Genomic DNA, 18,176 nt, shown 5'->3' with positions numbered 1-18,176 from the left:
CGTAGCGCAGCCCGATGGCGCGCAGCCGCGCCACCGGGGTGGCTGCGCCGGGCATGCTCATTGCGGGACCCGGATCCGCAGATGGTCCGGCCATTCGGCTTCGGGGTCGAGGCGGATATAGGCCATACCCGGCAGGCCGGTCTTGACCATGGTGATATGCTTCTGCAGCAGTTCCGGATCGATCTGCGCCTTGATCCGGAACATCAGTTTCAACCGCTCTTCCGCCGTCTCCACCGTCTTGGGCGTGAATTGCGCCACGTCGGCGACGAAGGAGGCCCGGGCGGGAATGACGTATTGCGGCGCTGCATCGAATACCAGCCGCACTTCCGCCCCCAGCGGAACCCGTCCGGCCGCCTCGGTCGGCAGAAAGAACGTCATGTAGACATCGGCAAGATCAACGATGTTGAGGACGCGTCCACCGGCGGCCAGCACCTCGCCCGGCTGGGCTACGCGATACTGGACCCGGCCATCGCGCGGCGACTTTAGCGTGCTGTCGTCGATTTCCACCTGGATGCGCTGGATAGTCGCCTTCGCCGCCTCGGCTTCGGCCTCGGCTGCGACGATCTGCGAGCGGGCATAGCCGATGGCGGCATCGCTTGCTGCAACCTGGGCCTCGGCAGCGGCAACCGCAGCCTTCGCCCGTTCGAAGGCCGCCCGGTCGTCATCGAGAGTCTGGGCCGGAGCGGTGCCGCGTGCCGCAAGGTTCTCGGTTCTGTTCAGACGTTTTCCGGCGGCATCCAGCTCGGCTTTGCGCTGCGCCACCACGGCGATGGCGGATGTTTTTTCGGCCTCGCGCTGGGTCAGCAGGCTGCGCGCCGTGTCGATGCTGATGATGGCACGCTGCAGGCGGGCCCTGGCTTCGAGCAACTGCGCGTCGAGCGAGGCGGTATCCATGGTGGCCAGCACCTGGCCGGCCCGCACGAACTCGCCCTCTCCGACAAAGATCTCCTTGACCCGTCCGGCCGTCTTGGTGGCGATGTCGATTTCGACGGCTTCGATCCGGCCGTTCCCGCTGGCAAAGCCCGACGGCAATGCCGGCGGCTGGACCGCACGCCACACGAAATAGCAGGCTGCGAGCGCGAGAAGAACGACAATGGCTCCGACGAGCCGCCGCTTCGAGAATTCGCCCATCTGCTAATCCTTCTTCCGGCATTCTGCCCCACCGGCAGTAAAAAGAATATGCCGCGGAGGAATCTCGTCCATGCCGGCCGTCACACTGCGGTGGCTGCATCCGGAAGCGTCCGATGCAGATTCCTGCCGGTGCGGATGGCGTGCCCTGCTGGATTCGAACCAGCGACCTGCCGCTTAGAAGGCGGCTGCTCTATCCAGCTGAGCTAAGGGCACTTACCGGCCGGCCGGCATGCCCGCCGCGAACGGCGCCCTGCCGGCCGAAACTCTAGCGAATTCTCGTGTACGCGAAATTGTCGGCGTAGGACTTGCGGATCGGCCGGGGCTGCTGCGGCTCTTCCACTTCGTAATCGATCCCGTGCTTCTCGGCATAGGCGATCGCCGCTTCCTTGCTGTCGAAGCGGAGATTGATCTGGCCCAGCGTGCTGCGGGTCCCCGTCCAGCCCATCAGCGGCTCGACGAAACGGGTATCGGCGGTATCGTATTCGAGTCGCCATTTCCGCGTCAGCGCCTTGCCCGACTGCATGGCCGTCTTGGCCGGCCGATAAATCCGCGCCTTCATCCGTTCCACCTCTGCACCTGTATTCTGGCTGGCCTTTCTGGTCGGGGTGACTGGATTCGAACCAGCGACTTCTTGCTCCCAAAGCAAGCGCTCTACCAGACTGAGCTACACCCCGCAGCACCGAAAAGGCCAGCGGAACCGAGCGCCTTTTACCACAGCCCGCGCCGGGCGGGCCAGCCCCGGAGCCCGGGCCGCAAGCCTGCCGGACAGAAGCTAACGCTTTGGCGGATTGCCGAAAATCGCGTGCTGAACCCGGTCGCCGGGCCTGATTCCGAGCCGCGACACCGTGCCGCCATTGAGTTCCAGCACCGCCCGCACCGGTCCGGCAGAATTGATGCCGGTCTCGTCCCGGGGAATCGCCCGCTGATGGATGTTCAGGATCGTGCCGTCGGCCTTGATGAACAGCATGTCCAGCGGGATCAGCGTATTCCGCATCCAGAAGGAAGCCATCTGCTCCTGCTTGAAGTCGAACAGCATCCCGGCATCCGGCGCCATGCTGGTGCGGAACATCATGCCCCGCGCGCGGCTCACGTCGTTGTCGGCCAGTTCCACCCGGAAACGCTGAGGGCCCTTCTGGGTCAGGATGACGAGGTCACTCTGCGGCAGCGTAGGCTGTGGCTGCGCGGCAGCCGGCAGCGCGAAGGCAAGCAGCGACAGAAACAGAAGAATACGTTTGAACACTATCCCATCCTTTCCCTGGTCCGGCGCAGCAGTGCCCGGACCTCCTCGCGCACCGGGCCATTCCGCGGCGCGTCGGCCAGGTCCGTCAGCCAGTGCTCCGGCGGATTGCGTCCGACACTGCGGCTCCAGGACAGGCTGCGCAGCAGGCTTTCCGCATCCGGCGGCAGCCGGTCCGGTTTCTCCAGTCCATTCAGCTCGGCCCAGATGCCGGTCCAGCAGCGCGCCACCGACCAGGGATTATATCCGCCGCCGCCCAGCACCAACAGGCGCGGCGCCAGATCGCGCAAATCCGCGACCGCCCGCCACAGGGCCGCATTCGACAGCATCTGCTTGGCCAGCGGATCGTCGGCCAGCGCATCGGCGCCGCATTGCATTACCAGCGCCTCCGGCCGGAAGCTTTCGACGAGCGGACCGACGGCCTCGGCGATCAGGGCGTCCATCTCGTCGTCGCACATGCCGGGCGGCACCGGGTAATTGAACAGGTTGCCCGCCCCCTCTTCCTCCATCCGGCCCGAATGCGGCCAGCGACCGGCCTCGTGGATCGAAACGACCAGCACGCGCGGATCGTCGGCAAAGGCCTCGACTACGCCATCGCCGTGATGCACGTCGAGATCGACATAGGCCACGCGGCTGAGGCCGCCATCCAGCATCGCGAGAATCGCCAGCACCGGATCATTGAAGTAGCAGAAGCCGGAAGCCTGCGCCGGCCGGCCATGATGCGTGCCGCCGCCGGGGCTGTAGACAATGCCGCCCTGCTGCAGCAGATGGGCCGCCGCCATCAGGCTGCCGCCGACGCCGGTCGCGGGCCGCCGGAACATGGTGGCATAAACCGGATTGCCGCCGCGACCCAGATTGTAGCGCTCCGAATCCTCCGGGCTGATGGCGAGCGTGCGCTCGGCCGCCTGCACGGCGGCGACGTAATCCTCGCGATGGAAGCGCAGAAGCTGCTCCGGCGTAGCCGGCCGGCTCTCGCGATATTGCCCCGGCTGCAGCCAGCCAAGCGCCGCGACCAGATCCATGACGGTGGAAACACGCGGAATCGAGAGGGGATGTTTGCCGCCCAGCGTGGAATGCCGGTAGATCTCGTTGCCGATGAAAAGCGGCGCCTGCATGGACCCGAATCTAGCCATCGCCCGCCCCTTAACAAGACGTGGCGGCAGTCTATAATGCCCTCTGCCTCTGAGGGGGAGCCGATGGGCGGCTGAGAGGTCCGGGTTGTCCGGACGACCCCTCGAACCTGATCCGGTTGATACCGGCGTAGGGATCAGCGGCGTGCACACTGGACCTGTCTCCCGGACTCTCCCCCTACCTGCTGCCATCACGCTGCAAAGCAGCGGCTTTGCGTATCAGGGCCGGCCGGTCCTCGCCCCCTTCCGCATCGAGATTGCCGCCGGCGAGATCGTCGCCATCCTGGGCCCCAGCGGCGTCGGCAAGAGTACGCTGCTGCGCGTGATTGCCGGCCTGCTGCCCGGATCTGCCCGGACGCCGGCCGCGTGGATGGCGCAGCAGGACCTGCTGCTGCCCTGGCTGAGCGTCCGCGACAACCTGATGCTCGGCGCCCGCCTGCGCGGCGAAACCCCGGATTTGCAGCGCGCCGACGCACTGCTCGCCCGCACCGGACTCGGCGACTGGGCCAGTGTTCTGCCTGCCGCCCTTTCCGGCGGCATGCGCCAGCGCGTGGCGCTGGCACGAACCCTGATGGAAGACCGTCCGCTGGTGCTGATGGACGAACCCTTTTCGGCGCTCGATCCGGTCACCCGCGAAGCGATGCAGGATCTCGCCTGCGATCTGCTGGCCGACCGCGCCGTGCTGCTGGTGACCCATGATCCGCTGGAAGCCTGCCGCATTGCGCATCGTGTGCTGCTGCTCTCCGGACACCCCGCCGGCCTGACGCCGGTCTGCGCGTTTCCCTCGCCCGCGCCGCGCGACCCGCTGACGCCGGAGCTGCTGCCGCAGCTGCGCCGGCTGCAGAATGCTCTGCGCAATGCCGGAGCGCCGTCATGACACTGCTGCGCCCGCTGGTCACCTTCGCCGGCCTGCTGCTGCTCTGGGAGGCCGCCGTCTACCTCTTTGCCCTGCCACCCTACATCCTGCCGCCGCCGCACCGCGTCGCCGTGGCCTTCCTGGAGTCGGGCAGCCTCCTGCTGGCGCAGGCGGCGGTGACCGTGGCCGAAATGCTGCTCGGTCTTGTCTTCGGCGCGCTGCTCGGCGCCGCGGCGGCCCTGGGCCTGCTGCTCTCGCCGGTGGCGCGCCGCTGGCTGCTGCCGGTTCTGGTCGCCAGCCAGGCCGTCCCGGTCTTCGCGCTCGCCCCCCTGCTGGTGCTGTGGTTCGGCTTCGGCATGGCATCGAAGGTGATCATGGCCATGCTGATCATCTTCTTTCCCGTCGCCGTGACTTTGTTCGACGGTCTGCGCCGCACCGAGCCCGGCTGGCTGGATCTGGCGCAGGTCATGACGGCGAACGATCCGCGGCACCGCTTCCGTATCCTGCGCCATATCCGCCTGATGGCGGCGCTGCCCGCCCTCGCCAGCGGGCTGAAGGTGGCTGCCGCCGTGGCGCCGATCGGCGCGGTGATCGGCGAATGGGTCGGCGCCAGCGCCGGCCTCGGCTTCCTGATGCTGCAGGCCAATGCCCGCGTACAGACCGACCTGATGTTCGCCGCCCTGATCACGCTCGCGCTATGCGCCGTCGCGCTCTACGCCGTCGTCGACCGGCTCACCCGCCGCCTGCTGCCCTGGCAGGCGGACCATTTTGCCTCCCCGTCCTGAAGCAAGGAGAGTCCGATGTTTCGCGTCCTGACCCTTTTCCTCGCCACCCTGCTGCTGGCGCCCGCGGCAAAGGCGCATGACAGGCTGAGCGTGATGCTCGACTGGTTCGTCAATCCCGATCATGCACCGCTGGTGGTGGCCAGGAATGCCGGCGTCTTCGATCGCCACGAATTACTGGTCGACCTGATCGCGCCGGCCGATCCCAACGATCCGCCCAAGCTGGTCGCGGCCGGCAAAGCCGATGTTGCGATCTCGTACCAGCCGCAACTGCATGTGCAGGTGGCGCAGGGCCTTCCCCTGCGCCGGATCGGCACGCTGGTGGCAACGCCGCTGAACAGCCTGGTCGTGCTGCGGGACGGGCCGATCAAGTCGGTTGCCGACCTGAAGGGAAAGAAGATCGGTTATTCGGTCGGCGGATTCGAGGATGCCATCCTGAAATCGATGCTGGAGCAGTATGGCCTGAAGCTCGCCGACGTGACGCTGGTGAATGTCAACTTCGCCCTCTCACCCTCGATCTTTGCCGGCAAGGTCGACGGCACGATCGGGGCCTTCCGCAATTTCGAGCTGAATCAGATGGACATCGCCGGCAAGCCCGGACGGGCCTTCTATCCTGAGGACTACGGCGTGCCGCTGTATGACGAACTGATTCTCGTTGCGCACCAGGACCGCCTGCAGGACAGGCGCCTGTCGCGCCTTCTTGATGCGCTGGAAGAAGCCGTGGCGCTGATCCACAACCAGCCGGACAAGAGCCGCGAATACTTCATCAAGGACAACAAGTCGCTGGACGACGAACTCAACCGCCGGGCCTGGAGGGACACGGTGCCGCGGTTCGCCCATTCGCCGCGCGCGCTGGACGGCCGACGCTACAGCCGCTTCGCCGACTACCTCGCCAGGCAGGGCCTGATCCCGTCCGCCCTCCCGGTCGAACGCTACGCGGTCGAGCTGCGCTGAATACGGAAACGCCGGCGTGGAAACCACGCCGGCGTCTGAAACCGTCCGGGCCGATGGCCCGATTGGCTGATCACTCGGTGCGGATCTCGGCGACCTGCGGGCCCTTCGGACCCTGGCCGACACGGACGCGGACCGACTGGCCGGGCTGCAGTTCCTGGATGCCTTCGCGGCGCAGCACTTCCATATGGACGAAGATGTCCTGCTGGCCGTCGCCACGGGATACGAAGCCATAGCCCTTCACGGCATTGAACCACTTCACCTTGGCCTCGAAGAAATCGCCCTGCGCGACGACGGAGGGGAATTTCGGACCACGGTCGCCGCCGAAGCCACCACCGAATCCGCGATCACCGCCGAAGCGGTCGCCACCAAAGCGCGGCGGACGGGGCGGACGCGGGCCGCCCATGCCGCCGGAAGGCATCGCCGTGCTCGTGTCGACCGACAGCACGCGTACGGCCTGCATGCCTTTCGGTCGCCTGGCGACCTCGAGCAGCAGGGTCGCCCCTTCATCAATGCTTTCATACCCTGCCTGGCGCAGGCAGGAGAGGTGCAGAAACACGTCACCGGAATTGTCGTCGGGACTGACGAAACCAAAACCTTTGACTGCGTTGAACCACTTGACCTTGCCTGAGATCTTGACGATCTCGGCGTCGCCGAAGCCCCCTTGATCCACTTTTTAATCCTTCGATAGCCGCACTACGCCCGTCAGCGTAGCACCATTTCGAAACACTGCCAAAACGATTTCTGAGGGGTTGTCCGAAGGTTAGCCGGTTATGTGCAGGTCAGATGGTCGGTCCCTGCACCCGCCTTTTGGGACGCCAGCGGGTCACCGATCGTCCGTCTGCGGTGAACCGAACCTCCTGGCTGTCGGGCGGCGCCGCCCGCAGATGGCCGGCGGCCTCGGCCACCGAAGCGGTGCGGGTGCCGGGTGACTTGACCGGCTGTCCGCGCATGGCGCGCACCAGGGCATGGGAGCCGCCGGAATGCTTCGCGATCTTGGCGCGCACCTCTTCCTCGAAGGGCGGCAGTTCGGTCGCCCGGCGGCTGGCATCTCCGCCCGGCTTTGCCGTGGCCTTGGCGGCCCGGTGATGCTCGACCTGGATCTCGCTGCCCGGACCATTCTCCTGCGCCTTCTTCCAGGCCGGGTCGCCGACTACGAGCTTATGCAACGCAATCGCAGGCAGGGCACCGAAACGCTTCCAGAAGCCGTCCAGGAACGCCTCCACGGTTTCGCTGAAACTCGGCGTCCAGGGATTCTCGATGCCGGCCTGGAACACGAGATCCAGAGTCGGTTCGATCGGACCTTCCTCGCCGACCAGGAAGGTGGCGGGCATCAGCTTGGCGCCGTCGCGGGCGATGGCGTAATGCGCCTGCGCGAGATAGAGCAGCCAGCGCAGCTTCGGCAGCGACATGGCGATGCGCTCGCCGGCCGCCCGCTCGAGCAGCCAGAAACTGACATCAAGACCGGATCGTGCTGCGGGGACCATGATTTACCCCCTTCACCTGCGCGCAGAGCTGAAACTGGTTATCGGCAGGCTAGATGGTTAAGCTTAACGGGCGGTGAATCACACTCTGGCCCAGTCTTCGGAGATTAGTCCATGGATCTGAATGGCGAACAGCTCATTCCTGCCCCCCGCGCCAAGGTCTGGGCGGCCCTGAACGACCCCGAAATCCTGCGCCAGTGCATCGCCGGATGCGAAAGCGTCACCAAGCTTTCCGACACCGATTTCGAAGCCCTGGTGCAGGTCAAGGTCGGCCCGGTTAAGGCCAAGTTCAAAGGCAAGGTGACGCTGACCGACCTCGACCCGCCGAACAGCTGCACCATCGTCGGCGAGGCCCAGGGCGGCGTGGCGGCCGGTTTCGGCAAGGGCAATGCCCGGGTGGAACTCACCGATGCCGACCAGGGCGCCACCCGGCTGACCTATGCGGCCAAGGCCCAGATCGGCGGCAAGCTGGCCCAGATCGGCGCCCGCCTGGTGGACGGGGTCGCCGCCAAGATGGCCGAGGACTTCTTCACGAAATTCAATCAGATCGTCGCCGAACCCGACGCCGGGGCAGCTCCGCAGGAGGCTGTCGAGGAACCGGTCGCGGCAACGGCCGCGGTCGGCGCCCTGCCGGACACGACGGCCACTGCGGCGCAAGCGGCACCGCCGCCAGCGCCTACTCCGGTAACCGGCGGGATACCGAGCTGGGCATGGATCATCGGCCTGATCGTGATCGTCGGCGCCGTTACCCTTCTCGTTCTCCGCAGCTGATCGTCCGCATCCCGGACTTTTCGTTTTTGCAACTTGACGGCCTTCGCCGGTTGCGCCCACAGTCTTGTCAGATTTCCGCGCACGCTATGTTCTGCTACGCGCCAAAGGGAGGAAACACATGACCGTATCCGTGACGATGACCGTCAACGGCCAATCCGTTACGCGCGATGTCGAACCCCGCACCCTGCTCGTCCAGTTCATTCGCGACCATCTCGGCCTGACCGGCACCCATGTGGGCTGCGACACCAGCCAGTGCGGCGCCTGCGTCGTGCATGTGGACGGCCGCAGCGTGAAATCCTGCACCATGCTGGCCGTGCAGGCACAGGGCGCCTCGGTCACGACGATCGAAGGCCTGGCCACGGATGGCAAGCTCCATCCCATGCAGGAGGCCTTTCGCGAGAATCATGCGCTGCAATGCGGCTTCTGCACGCCGGGCATGATCATGAGCGCGGTAGACCTCGTGAAGCGCAATCCGAACCCGAGCGAAGAAACCGTTCGCCACGAACTGGAAGGCAACATCTGCCGTTGCACCGGCTACCACAACATCGTCAAGGCCGTGATGGCCGGCGCGCAAGCGATGCGGGGGTGAGACATGAGCAATCAGGATATCGGCCAGGGCATCGGACAGCCGGTTCGCCGCAAGGAAGATTTCCGCTTCATCACCGGTCAGGGCCACTACACGGATGACATAAACCGCCCCGGCCAGCTCTATGCGACCTTCCTGCGCTCGCCGCACGCATTCGCCAAAATCAAATCCATCAACAGCGACGCCGCGCGGAAAATGCCCGGCGTCGTTGCCGTCTATACCGGTCAGGACGTGGCCGCCGACAAGGTCGGCGGGCTGATCTGCGGCTGGGTCGTCAAGGACAAGAAGGGCGAGCCCCACAAGGCGCCGCGCCATGACATCATCGCGGTCGAGTATGTCCGTCATGTCGGCGACCAGGTTGCGGTCGTGATCGCCGAAAGCCTCGCGCAGGCGCGCGACGCGGTCGAGGCGATCGAGGTCGACTACGACGTGCTGCAGCCAGTGGTCGACATGCGCGAGGCGCTGAAGCCCGGCGCGCCGCAGGTCCATCCCGACGTTCCCGGCAACCTCTGCTACGACTGGGAATTCGGCGACAAGGCCGCCACGGAGCAGGCCTTCGCCAATGCGGCCCATGTCACGAAGCTGGAACTGGTCAACAACCGTCTGTCGCCCAACCCGATGGAGCCGCGCAGCGCCATCGGCGAATACGACCCGGGCACCGACACGACCACCGTCTACACCACGTCACAGAACCCGCATGTGCTGCGGCTGATTCTCTGCGCCTTCGTCTTCGGCCTGCCCGAGCACAAGGTGCGCGTGGTGGCGCCCGATGTCGGTGGCGGTTTCGGCTCCAAGATCTTCAACTATGCCGAGGAGACGGTCTGCGTCTGGGCGGCCCGCAAGCTCAAGCGGCCGGTGAAGTGGACCTCCGACCGCACCGAAGCCTTCCTCACCGACGCCCATGGCCGCGACCACATCACCCATGCCGAACTGGCCATGGACAGGGACGGCAAGTTCCTCGGCCTGCGGGTTTCGACCAACGCCAACATGGGCGCCTATCTGTCCACTTTTGCCTCGGCGGTGCCGACCTATCTCTACGCGCTGCTGCTCGCCGGCCAGTACACCACGCCGGCGATCTATGCCGAGGTGAAGGCAGTCTTCACCAACACGACGCCGGTGGACGCCTATCGCGGCGCCGGCCGGCCGGAAGCGACCTACGTGGTCGAACGACTGGTGGAAGCCGCGGCACGGGAGCTGAACATGGATCCGGCCGAACTGCGCCGGAAAAACTTCGTGCCGCCTGATGCCTTCCCGTATCAGACGCCGGTCGCCTGCGTGTACGATTCCGGCCAGTATGCCAAGGCGCTGGACGAAGCGCTGAAGATGGCGGATTACGCCGGCTTCAAGACCCGCAAGGCGGAAGCCGCCCGCAAGGGCAAGCTGCGCGGCATCGGCATCTGCGCCTATATCGAGGCCTGCGGCATCGCGCCGTCAGCCGTGGTCGGCTCGCTCGGCGCCGGCGTCGGCCTCTGGGAGTCGGGCCAGATCCGCTTCAACGCGACCGGCAGCGTGTTCGTCTATACCGGCGCCCACAGCCACGGCCAGGGTCACGAGACGACCTTCGCCCAGCTCGTTTCCGACAAGCTCGGCGTGCCGATCGAGAATATCGAAGTCGTCCACGGCGACACGGCGCTCGTGCCGATGGGCATGGGCACCTATGGCTCGCGCTCGCTCGCGGTCGGGGGATCGGCGCTGTCCCGCGCGGCCGACAAGATCATCGAGAAGGGCAAGAAGATCGCCGCCCATCTGATGGAAGCCTCGGTCGACGATGTCGTCTTCGACAAGGGCACCTTCTCCGTGAAAGGCACCGACAAGCAGGTGCCGATCGCGCAGGTCGCCTTCACGGCCTATGTGCCGCACAACTACCCGGCCGACCTCGAACCGGGCCTGGAGGCCAGCGCCTTCTACGATCCGGCCAACTTCACCTTCCCTGCCGGCGTGCATGTGGCGGAGGTGGAGATCGACGCTGATACCGGCGTCACCCGCGTCGTAAACTGGGTGGCGGTCGACGACTTCGGCAAGGTGATCAACCCGATGATCGTCGAAGGTCAGGTGCATGGCGGCATCGCCCAGGGCATCGGGCAGGCGCTGCTCGAAGGCGTGGTCTACGACAAGGAAAGCGGCCAGCTGCTCACGGCATCCTATAACGACTACTGCATGCCGCGGGCCGATGACCTGCCCTCCTACAAGGTCGGGATGATCGAGACCCCCTGCCCGCACAATCCGCTCGGCGTGAAGGGCTGTGGCGAGGCCGGCGCGATTGCCGCTCCGGCTGCGCTGATGAATGCCATCACCGATGCGCTCGGCACCGAGGACATCGACATGCCGGCGACGCCGCAGAAGGTCTGGCAGATAATCCAGCGCCAGAACCTCGCCGCCGCCGCAGAATAGTAAGGACGGAGACGCCCCACATGTACGCATTCAACTATCACAAGCCCGCCTCGCTGGACGAAGCCGCGAAGCTGCTGAGCGGCGCCAGCGACGGCAAGTTCATCGCCGGTGGCCAGACCCTGCTGCCGACCCTGAAGCTGCGCCTCGCCTCGCCGTCGGACGTGATCGACCTCGGCGGTATCAAGGAGCTGAACGGCATCACCGTCTCGGGCAATACGGTGACGATCGGCGCGACGACGAAGCATGCCGCCGTCGCCTCTTCGGCCGAGGTACAGAAGAGCATCCCGGTGCTCTCCTATCTCGCCGGCCTGATCGGCGATCCGCAGGTGCGCAATATGGGCACCATAGGCGGCTCGGTGGCCAACAACGACCCGGCGGCCGACTATCCGGCGGCGGTGCTCGGGCTTGGCGCCACGGTCCATACGAACAGGCGGGCGATCACCGCCGACGACTTCTTCAAGGGCATGTTCGAAACCGCCCTGGAGGACGGCGAGATCATCACCAGGATCGAGTTCCCGGTGCCGAAGCGCGCGGGCTACGAGAAGTTTCGCAACCCGGCCTCGCGCTATGCCATGGTCGGCGTCATGGTCGCGGAAACCGCCGGCGGCATCCGAGTCGCGGTCACCGGGGCGGCGCCCTGCGTGTTCCGCCACAAGGAGATGGAGGCCGCGCTGTCGAAATCCTTCAGCGCGGATGCCCTGAACGGCATCAGGACCGACCCCGGCATGATGAACAGCGACATCCATGCCTCGGCCGAATACCGCGCCCATCTGGTCGGCGTAATGGCCAAGCGCGCGGTGCAGAAGGCGCTGGGCTGATCACCGGCTAGTCGGCCGGTGGCAGACTCTGCAGGAATGCGAAGAGTGCCGCGATCTCGTCGTCGCTGAGCTCCTTCAGGGAGTCGAACGGCATCACCTTGATGTCCGATCCGTCCGGGCGCCTGCCGGTCCGCAGCATGCCGGCAAAGTCCTCGGCCGAAGCGTAGCTGCGCATCGGCCCGCCCGGCCGCAGATCGGCTGCCGGCGGCCAGTCCGGCGGCGCTCCGGCGATCGGCCCGCCGCGGAACCCCTCACCGTGGCAGCCGAGGCACATATTCGCGGCGTAGGCGCCCTTGCCGAGCACATCGTCCGGCGCGGGCGGCTGCGCCGGGGGCAGGCTGTGGTCGATCTTCTCGGCCGCGTCGCGCACTACGCCGAGGGCATAGGCCAGTTGTACCGGCAGCGGCAGTTCGACACGGCGCCCGTCACCCTCACGGGCGGGCAGGCCCCGGATATAGGCAACCATGGCGCCAAGATCGGCATCGGTCATCCGGTTGTAATCCTCGCTCGGCATGACGATCAGCGGACGTCCGTTCGGGGTGACGCCGTGACGGATCGCCTTCACCCAGTCGACGGCCCGGTAGCCGAGCACGGGACTGCCCTGTCCCATGGTGATGTTCGGGCCGCGCACCACCAGTCCGCCGGAATCCTCGATGAAGGTGTGGCCGGCGCCGTCGCGGCCGTGACAGTCCGTACAGCCGCGCGTCTCGAACAGGTATTTGCCGCGTTCCATTGCGGCCGGATCGTCGGGAATGGCGATCGCGGACGGCGCCACTGCGATCACCCGGTTCCGCTTGTGCTCGCTGCCGAAATAGGCAAAGGCCGCTGCCGCGCCGGCGCAGACGAGGAGAATCCCCGCGACAATGCCCGCAATTCTGAGAGCCCTGCGCATCGCTCAGGCCGCCCGCTTGAACCGGTCAGCGATCAGGTCGAGAGCGCCGCGCAGCTTCATCCGAGCGCTCGGCGCATGCCCCCAGTCGCTGGTCCGCGTCTTGATGTCGGGGACATGCGTCGCCGGATCGATTTCGCCGCTGCCGGCCCCGATCTCGAAATCAAAGCCCGACGGCGTCGGCGCGTAGAACGAGACGGTGCCGTCCGGATCCGGATGCTGGCCCAGATCGAGGCTGAGCGGAATGCCGGCCGCCCTGGTCCGCTCCAGCGCCCTGCCGACATCGCGCAGTTCCCCCGCCTGCAGCATGAAATGCAGCAGCCGTTTGCGGCTGGGAACGGCGATCAGGGCGAGCGAGTGATGGCGCCGGTTGCAGTGCAGGAACGCGCCGTCGACCTTGACCGGGCCGATCTTCGTATCGATGCGCTCCGTAAGCGCCAGACCGACCACCTCCATATAGAAGCGCTCCATCTCGGCCTGCCTGCGGCCACAGCCGAGAACGGCATGGCCAAGCCCCAGATCGTCGCGCGCGACGAAGCCGCCCGGCATGAGGTCGGACCGGAAAGGCGCATCGGCCCGCGGCAGGCCGATCACGGCTTCGTTGATCAGGCCGAGCGGATCGGCAAAGCGGATGCCAGCCGTCACGCTCCGGGCAGAGCATTCGACTGCGCTGAACTCCGTGACGGGAACGCCATGACGCATCAGCCGCCCGGCCAGACGGGCGATCTCGTCCTCCTCGAGCACCCAGCCCAGAACCGCGAGATCATCCGTCCTGCCTCTGCGCAGCAGCAGTCGGTAGGCGGCATCATCGAGCCGGACGCCCAGGGCCTCGCCGCCGCCGCTGCCCGGCATCCCGCCCAGAACCGAGGTTGCGAACCGTGCCCAGGCTTCAACGTCACGGACGTCGAAGACCAGATATCCGAGCTGCATGGCTTTTCCTTCCTGCGGCGAGCCGCTAAGTATATATGAGACGATTCTCAGTTTTGAGAGTTGCCTCATTTATGAGGATTCTCTCAGTCTGTCAATGGAAGAAAATTGTGACCGGAAGAACCATTTCGAAACGCGAGCGGACCCGCCATCAGCTCCTGAGCGCCGCAGCCAAGGTCTTTGCCGAAAAGGGCGTCGAGGCCGGTTCGATCCAGGAGATCACCGCGGTCGCCGGGGTCGCGAACGGCACCTTCTACAACTACTTCCAGACCAAGGAAGCGATCCTGGAAGCGGCCGCCATCCATTTCGGCGTCACCTTCTGCGAGCGCATCAAGGCCAGCTATGCCCATATCGAGGACGGCGCCGAGCGGATGGCGATCGGCGGCCGGCAGTACATGACTCTGGCGCTCGAACAGCCGCAGCTGGCGCGCTTCATGCTCTCCGTCGCCCTGTCATCGCGGATCTGGGACGAGCAGGTCCGCCCCTACATCCAGGCCGACCTGATGCTGGGCATCCGGCAGAAGCGGTTCCGGGTCGCCAGCAGGGAGGCGGCGATGAACCTGATCATGGGCACCAACCTTGCCGCGGTCCGCAGCCTGACCAGCGGCGAGGCCGGCCGTGCTCACATCACGGCCGTGGCGGCCAGCATCCTGCGCGGACTGGGCATGGAGCCGACGGAGGCCGACGAAGTCGCGCGCCGTCCCCTGCCGCCTCTTCCGCCCGCCTAACCGCCGAGGACGATCGGCTGACCATGCGGCGTGGCGCGCGCCGCGCGGTCCCAGGCGTCCGCCGTTTCACGCAAAGCCATCACGCTGGCGGCGCCTTTCGCGACCACCAGCTTTTCCAGTGCCGCCAGCCAGTGGCGGTAATAGGTTTCGCCGGTATCTGGATCGCCGGCAGCCTGCGCCGCCTTGATCTCTGCGCTCAGCGCCTCGGCCCATTCCGGCCAGGTGAACAGGCCCTTCTGGTGCAGGGCCACCGCCATGGCGAAGGCCTGCGCCTCCCAGGGTGCGCGGAAGACCGGGCCTTCCGCGTCGCAGGGCAGATCGGGCAGCCGCGACAGGTCGCTCATGCCGCCGGCTCCAGATAGCTTTCCCAGGCATCCACCGAGACCCAGAGCGTCGGGTCGGTGCTCTCGCCCCACAGCTCCGTCCCCTTGAAGCGCACGGTGTAGAGCCATTGCGGCTGCTCGCCCTGCCCGGCGGCATGGGCATCGGCGAAGACATGGGCGCCATGCACCAGCTCGACGGTGCCGACATGGCCGCGGACATAGCGCGGCAGGCGCGTATGGCCGGTGGGATGCATGTTCTTCGCCCGCACGCGATCGCCGATGCCGAACCGCGCCGGCGCCGGGGCCTCGCGCTGGGTCGGACTGCCCTTGGCAAGCACGGCCGGCACGTCTCCGGCCTTCAGGATACGGGGCAGCGGCTTGGGCGGATGCAGCATCCGGCCGGCCTCGATCTCGTCGGCCGACACCAGACCGCGCTCGGCCATCAGCTTCTCCAGCCCGGCCAGCCAGATCTCGTAGTAGCTCTTCGCCAGATACTGCGGCGGCGGCAGGCTTTCGCGGGCCGAGCGGGACATGTCGATGTTCCACTGCCCCGTCGCGCCCATGGCGAGCGTGATTGCCAGCGCGCGGCTCTCCCATGGAGCGTGGAATTTCGGCCCGTCCTCGGGTTCGGGCTTCACCGGCCCGAAGCCCATCATGCCGCCCATGTCCGCTGCGCCGTTCATGCCGCGACCTCCGCCGGCTGCTTCGGCAGGCCGGTGCCGATCATGCTGTCGCGCGTCACCAGTGTCGCCAGCTTCTCCTCGCTCCAGCCTTCCGTGCCGGCCGGCCGCTCGGGCAGCACGAGATAGCGGATCTCGGCAGTGGAATCCCAGACCTTGATCTGCTTCTCCGGCGGCAGCGTGACGCCGAAATCCTTCAGCACGCCGCGCGGGTCCATTACCGCGCGCGAACGATAGGGCGCGGACTTGTACCAGACCGGCGGCAGACCCAGCACCGGCCACGGATAGCAGGAGCAGAGCGTGCAGACGACCATGTTGTGGGTTTCGGGCGTATTGGCCACCGCGACCATGTGTTCGCCCTGCCGCCCGGTATAGCCCAGCGAGGCGATGGCCGCCGTGGCGTCCTTGAGCAGCCAGTCGCGGTAGGCCGGATCGCTCCAGGCCTTCGCCACAACGCGAGCGCCGTTATGCGGGCCGACCCTGGTTTCGTAGGTTTCGATCAGCACGTCCAGTGCGGCGGGATCGACATAGCCCTTCTGCACCAGCACTGTCTCCAGCGCCCGCACGCGCAGCTCGACATCGCTGAGCACGGTGCCATGCTCGTGATCATGGTCATGGTGATGGGAATGATCGTGCGTCATCGCTGCGGCCCGGGGCTGTTTGGAAAAGTATAGGAAAGCCCGCTTCGGATAGGAAGCCCATGTGCGCGACTCATGCGGCAACCGGCAGCCTGATGCGGGCGCGCAGGCCCGGCCGGTTGTCCTCCAGTTCCAGGACGCCGCCATGCAGGCGCGCCACCGCCTCCACCAGATTGAGCCCGAGGCCTGCGCCCCCCGTGCCGCGGGCCGCGTCGCCGCGATAGAAGCGCTGCGTCACGCGGGCGCGCTCTTCCGCGGCGATACCCGGCCCGTTGTCGGCCACCTCGAGCTGCTGCCAGCCGTCGCCGGCCGGGCCGACCGCCAGCGCGATCCGGCCGCCGCGCGGCGTGTATTTCACCGCATTGTCGATCAGGTTGCCGAGTGCCTGGGCGATCAGCTGCGGATCGCCCAGCACGCGCCGGCCGGAGGTGGCATCAAGGGTGAGCACAATGTCCTTCGCCTCGGCCGCCGGCGCGTAGAGCTCCACCGCGTCGGCGGCAAGAGTCGGCAGGTCGACGAGAACGAAGCCGGCGCGGCGCAGGCCGGAATCGATCTCGGCCAGCCGCAGCAGCGCGTTGAAGATGCCGATCAGCCGGTCGATGTCGGCCAGCGCCTCGCCGATCTCGGCCTGGGCATGCTCCGGCTCCGGCCGGGTGCGCAGCAGCGCCTCGAGCCGGTTGCGCAGCTCCGCCAGCGGCGTGCGGAGGTCATGGGCCACGGCATTGGAGACGTTGCGCACGCCCTCGATCAGCTGCTGGATCTGGTCCAGCATGCGGTTGATCGTCTGGGCCAGCTGGTCGAACTCGTCATCGGCATCGCGCAAAGCCACGCGCTGCCCCAGATCGCCCTGCACGATGGCGGTCGTGGTGCGGTTGATGGTCTCGACCCGGCGCAGCACCGTGCGGCGGATCATGAAGCCGCCGATCATGGCGAAAGCGATCGCCACGAGGGTGGCGATGACGAAGCCGCGCAGGAACAGGCCGCGCATCGCCACGCGCTCCTGCACGTCGCGGCCGACCAGAAGATGGAAATTGCCGCGCAGAGTCACGTGCAGCAGCCGCGTGGCATGCAGCCGGTCCTGATAGACCATGTCGACCTCATGCCAGCCGGGCACACGGCCGATCTGCGCCGGCCAGGCGTCGACATTGCCGGCCAGCGGCCGCAGGGCCGGGTCGGTGAGCAGGTAGATGGCGCGCCTGTCGGCATCGGCCAGCACGCGCTCGTTGACGGTCTGGATCGCGCCGGGCAGGCCGAAATCCTGCAGCCGGTCGCCGATGGCGCGGATATCGGCGGCGATCACCGCATCGGTCTCGCGGTCGAGATAGCCGGTGGTGTTCCACCACAGCAGCCCGATCAGCAGCATCGACGAGACGAGGAACAGCGCGGCATAGCCGAGCGCCAGCCGCATCGAGGTGGAGCGCAGCAGCTTACGCATCGACCGACAGCCGGTAGCCGGCGCCGCGTACCGTGTGCAGTAGCGGCGTTTCGAAGCCGGAATCGATCTTCTGGCGCAGGTTGCTGATATGCACGTCGATCACATTGGTCTGGGGGTCGAAATGGTAATCCCAGACATTCTCCAGCAGCATGGTGCGGGTCACCACCTGCCCGGCATGGCGCATGAGGAATTCCAGCAGCTTGAACTCGCGCGGCTTGAGCGTGATCGGCTGCCCCGCCCGCGTCACCCGGCGCGCCAGCAGGTCCATGACGAGATCACCGACCTGCAGGCTGGTCTGCGCCTTGGGCGCTTCCTGCCGCCGCACCAGGGCCAGCAGCCGCGCCTCCAGTTCGCCGAAGGCGAAGGGCTTGGTCAGGTAATCATCGCCGCCGGCCTTGAGGCCGCGAATGCGCTCGTCC

At 66.7% G+C, this 18,176-nt stretch carries 21 protein-coding genes, 2 tRNA genes and 1 riboswitch; of the genes, 8 read left to right on the top strand and 15 right to left on the bottom strand.

Annotation, left to right across the window (positions count from 1 at the left end):
• Positions 1 to 57: 57 nt before the first annotated feature.
• The 6 genes from VKZ87_RS11945 to VKZ87_RS11920 form a co-directional block, all read right to left on the bottom strand.
• Positions 58 to 1,131, bottom strand: coding sequence for an HlyD family secretion protein (locus tag VKZ87_RS11945; RefSeq protein WP_324221483.1), 1,074 nt, complete (start codon positions 1,129 to 1,131; stop codon positions 58 to 60).
• A 136-nt stretch (positions 1,132 to 1,267) separates the two neighbouring features.
• Positions 1,268 to 1,344, bottom strand: a tRNA-Arg gene (locus VKZ87_RS11940).
• A 52-nt stretch (positions 1,345 to 1,396) separates the two neighbouring features.
• Entirely contained in the window at positions 1,397 to 1,690 is a 294-nt protein-coding gene (locus tag VKZ87_RS11935; RefSeq protein ID WP_324221482.1) for an ETC complex I subunit, read from the bottom strand.
• 38 nt (positions 1,691 to 1,728) lie between these two features.
• Positions 1,729 to 1,805 (bottom strand) — tRNA-Pro (locus VKZ87_RS11930).
• Positions 1,806 to 1,903: 98 nt separating this feature from the next.
• The gene (locus tag VKZ87_RS11925; RefSeq protein WP_324221481.1) at positions 1,904 to 2,371 is read right to left on the bottom strand and encodes a DUF192 domain-containing protein; all 468 of its coding nucleotides are present in this window, start codon (positions 2,369 to 2,371) and stop codon (positions 1,904 to 1,906) included.
• On the bottom strand, positions 2,371 to 3,483 hold the full coding sequence (locus VKZ87_RS11920; protein ID WP_324221480.1) for an acetoin utilization protein AcuC: 1,113 nt from the start codon (positions 3,481 to 3,483) through the stop codon (positions 2,371 to 2,373). Before VKZ87_RS11920 ends, VKZ87_RS11925 begins: the two co-directional genes overlap by 1 nt.
• Positions 3,484 to 3,544: 61 nt before the next feature.
• A riboswitch (TPP riboswitch) is annotated at positions 3,545 to 3,652 on the top strand.
• Here VKZ87_RS11920 and VKZ87_RS11915 point away from each other — a divergent pair.
• The 3 genes from VKZ87_RS11915 to VKZ87_RS11905 all read left to right on the top strand — a co-directional run bounded on the left by VKZ87_RS11915 (position 3,644) and on the right by VKZ87_RS11905 (position 6,090).
• A complete protein-coding gene (locus VKZ87_RS11915) occupies positions 3,644 to 4,375 on the top strand; it encodes an ABC transporter ATP-binding protein (RefSeq protein ID WP_324221479.1) in 732 nt (243 codons plus the stop codon). It overlaps the preceding riboswitch by 9 nt.
• Entirely contained in the window at positions 4,372 to 5,139 is a 768-nt protein-coding gene (locus tag VKZ87_RS11910) for an ABC transporter permease (RefSeq protein WP_324221478.1), read from the top strand. Before VKZ87_RS11915 ends, VKZ87_RS11910 begins: the two co-directional genes overlap by 4 nt.
• A gap of 15 nt (positions 5,140 to 5,154) precedes the next feature.
• A complete protein-coding gene (locus VKZ87_RS11905; protein WP_324221477.1) occupies positions 5,155 to 6,090 on the top strand; it encodes an ABC transporter substrate-binding protein in 936 nt (311 codons plus the stop codon).
• 70 nt (positions 6,091 to 6,160) lie between these two features.
• On the opposite strand, the gene VKZ87_RS11900 is transcribed toward VKZ87_RS11905, so the two are convergent.
• Together VKZ87_RS11900 and VKZ87_RS11895 are read right to left on the bottom strand one after the other, a co-directional pair.
• Complete coding sequence (locus tag VKZ87_RS11900; RefSeq protein ID WP_324221476.1) at positions 6,161 to 6,760, bottom strand: cold-shock protein; 600 nt, start codon at positions 6,758 to 6,760, stop codon at positions 6,161 to 6,163.
• A gap of 109 nt (positions 6,761 to 6,869) precedes the next feature.
• Positions 6,870 to 7,574: a hypothetical protein gene (locus VKZ87_RS11895; protein WP_324221475.1), complete on the bottom strand. Its 705-nt coding sequence runs from the start codon at positions 7,572 to 7,574 to the stop codon at positions 6,870 to 6,872.
• 111 nt (positions 7,575 to 7,685) lie between these two features.
• Between VKZ87_RS11895 and VKZ87_RS11890 the strand changes: the two genes are divergently transcribed.
• From VKZ87_RS11890 to VKZ87_RS11875, 4 genes are all read left to right on the top strand, one after another.
• Positions 7,686 to 8,342 (top strand): carbon monoxide dehydrogenase subunit G, encoded by a 657-nt coding sequence (locus VKZ87_RS11890; RefSeq protein ID WP_324221474.1) that lies wholly within the window; start codon positions 7,686 to 7,688, stop codon positions 8,340 to 8,342.
• A gap of 118 nt (positions 8,343 to 8,460) precedes the next feature.
• Complete coding sequence (locus VKZ87_RS11885; RefSeq protein WP_324221473.1) at positions 8,461 to 8,931, top strand: (2Fe-2S)-binding protein; 471 nt, start codon at positions 8,461 to 8,463, stop codon at positions 8,929 to 8,931.
• 3 nt (positions 8,932 to 8,934) lie between these two features.
• Positions 8,935 to 11,319 (top strand): xanthine dehydrogenase family protein molybdopterin-binding subunit, encoded by a 2,385-nt coding sequence (locus tag VKZ87_RS11880; protein ID WP_324221472.1) that lies wholly within the window; start codon positions 8,935 to 8,937, stop codon positions 11,317 to 11,319.
• Between the two features lie 20 nt (positions 11,320 to 11,339).
• Positions 11,340 to 12,137 (top strand): xanthine dehydrogenase family protein subunit M, encoded by a 798-nt coding sequence (locus VKZ87_RS11875; RefSeq protein WP_324221471.1) that lies wholly within the window; start codon positions 11,340 to 11,342, stop codon positions 12,135 to 12,137.
• Between the two features lie 7 nt (positions 12,138 to 12,144).
• Here VKZ87_RS11875 and VKZ87_RS11870 read toward each other — a convergent pair whose 3' ends face one another.
• On the bottom strand, positions 12,145 to 13,029 hold the full coding sequence (locus VKZ87_RS11870) for a cytochrome c (protein WP_324221470.1): 885 nt from the start codon (positions 13,027 to 13,029) through the stop codon (positions 12,145 to 12,147).
• 3 nt (positions 13,030 to 13,032) lie between these two features.
• Positions 13,033 to 13,956, bottom strand: coding sequence for a VOC family protein (locus tag VKZ87_RS11865; RefSeq protein ID WP_324221469.1), 924 nt, complete (start codon positions 13,954 to 13,956; stop codon positions 13,033 to 13,035).
• A gap of 107 nt (positions 13,957 to 14,063) precedes the next feature.
• On the opposite strand from VKZ87_RS11865, the gene VKZ87_RS11860 reads away from it, so the two are divergent.
• Positions 14,064 to 14,681 (top strand): helix-turn-helix domain-containing protein, encoded by a 618-nt coding sequence (locus VKZ87_RS11860; RefSeq protein ID WP_324221468.1) that lies wholly within the window; start codon positions 14,064 to 14,066, stop codon positions 14,679 to 14,681.
• Here VKZ87_RS11860 and VKZ87_RS11855 read toward each other — a convergent pair.
• From VKZ87_RS11855 to VKZ87_RS11835, 5 genes are all read right to left on the bottom strand, one after another.
• A complete protein-coding gene (locus VKZ87_RS11855; RefSeq protein WP_324221467.1) occupies positions 14,678 to 15,025 on the bottom strand; it encodes a nitrile hydratase accessory protein in 348 nt (115 codons plus the stop codon). The two genes, VKZ87_RS11860 and VKZ87_RS11855, sit on opposite strands and share 4 nt — an antisense overlap.
• Entirely contained in the window at positions 15,022 to 15,687 is a 666-nt protein-coding gene (gene nthB / locus VKZ87_RS11850) for a nitrile hydratase subunit beta (RefSeq protein ID WP_324221466.1), read from the bottom strand. The genes VKZ87_RS11855 and nthB overlap by 4 nt, the downstream gene beginning before the upstream one ends.
• On the bottom strand, positions 15,684 to 16,325 hold the full coding sequence (gene nthA, locus VKZ87_RS11845; RefSeq protein WP_324221465.1) for a nitrile hydratase subunit alpha: 642 nt from the start codon (positions 16,323 to 16,325) through the stop codon (positions 15,684 to 15,686). Before nthA ends, nthB begins: the two co-directional genes overlap by 4 nt.
• Before the next feature lie 70 nt (positions 16,326 to 16,395).
• Complete coding sequence (locus tag VKZ87_RS11840) at positions 16,396 to 17,757, bottom strand: HAMP domain-containing sensor histidine kinase (RefSeq protein WP_324221464.1); 1,362 nt, start codon at positions 17,755 to 17,757, stop codon at positions 16,396 to 16,398.
• The coding region (locus tag VKZ87_RS11835; protein ID WP_324221463.1) for a response regulator transcription factor at positions 17,750 to 18,176 on the bottom strand (427 nt) is incomplete at its 5' end. The genes VKZ87_RS11835 and VKZ87_RS11840, both read right to left, overlap by 8 nt.

The organism is Ferrovibrio sp., assembly GCF_035304305.1.
Taxonomy (GTDB): domain Bacteria; phylum Pseudomonadota; class Alphaproteobacteria; order Ferrovibrionales; family Ferrovibrionaceae; genus Ferrovibrio.
This window is presented reverse-complemented; position numbering and strand designations above follow the sequence as displayed.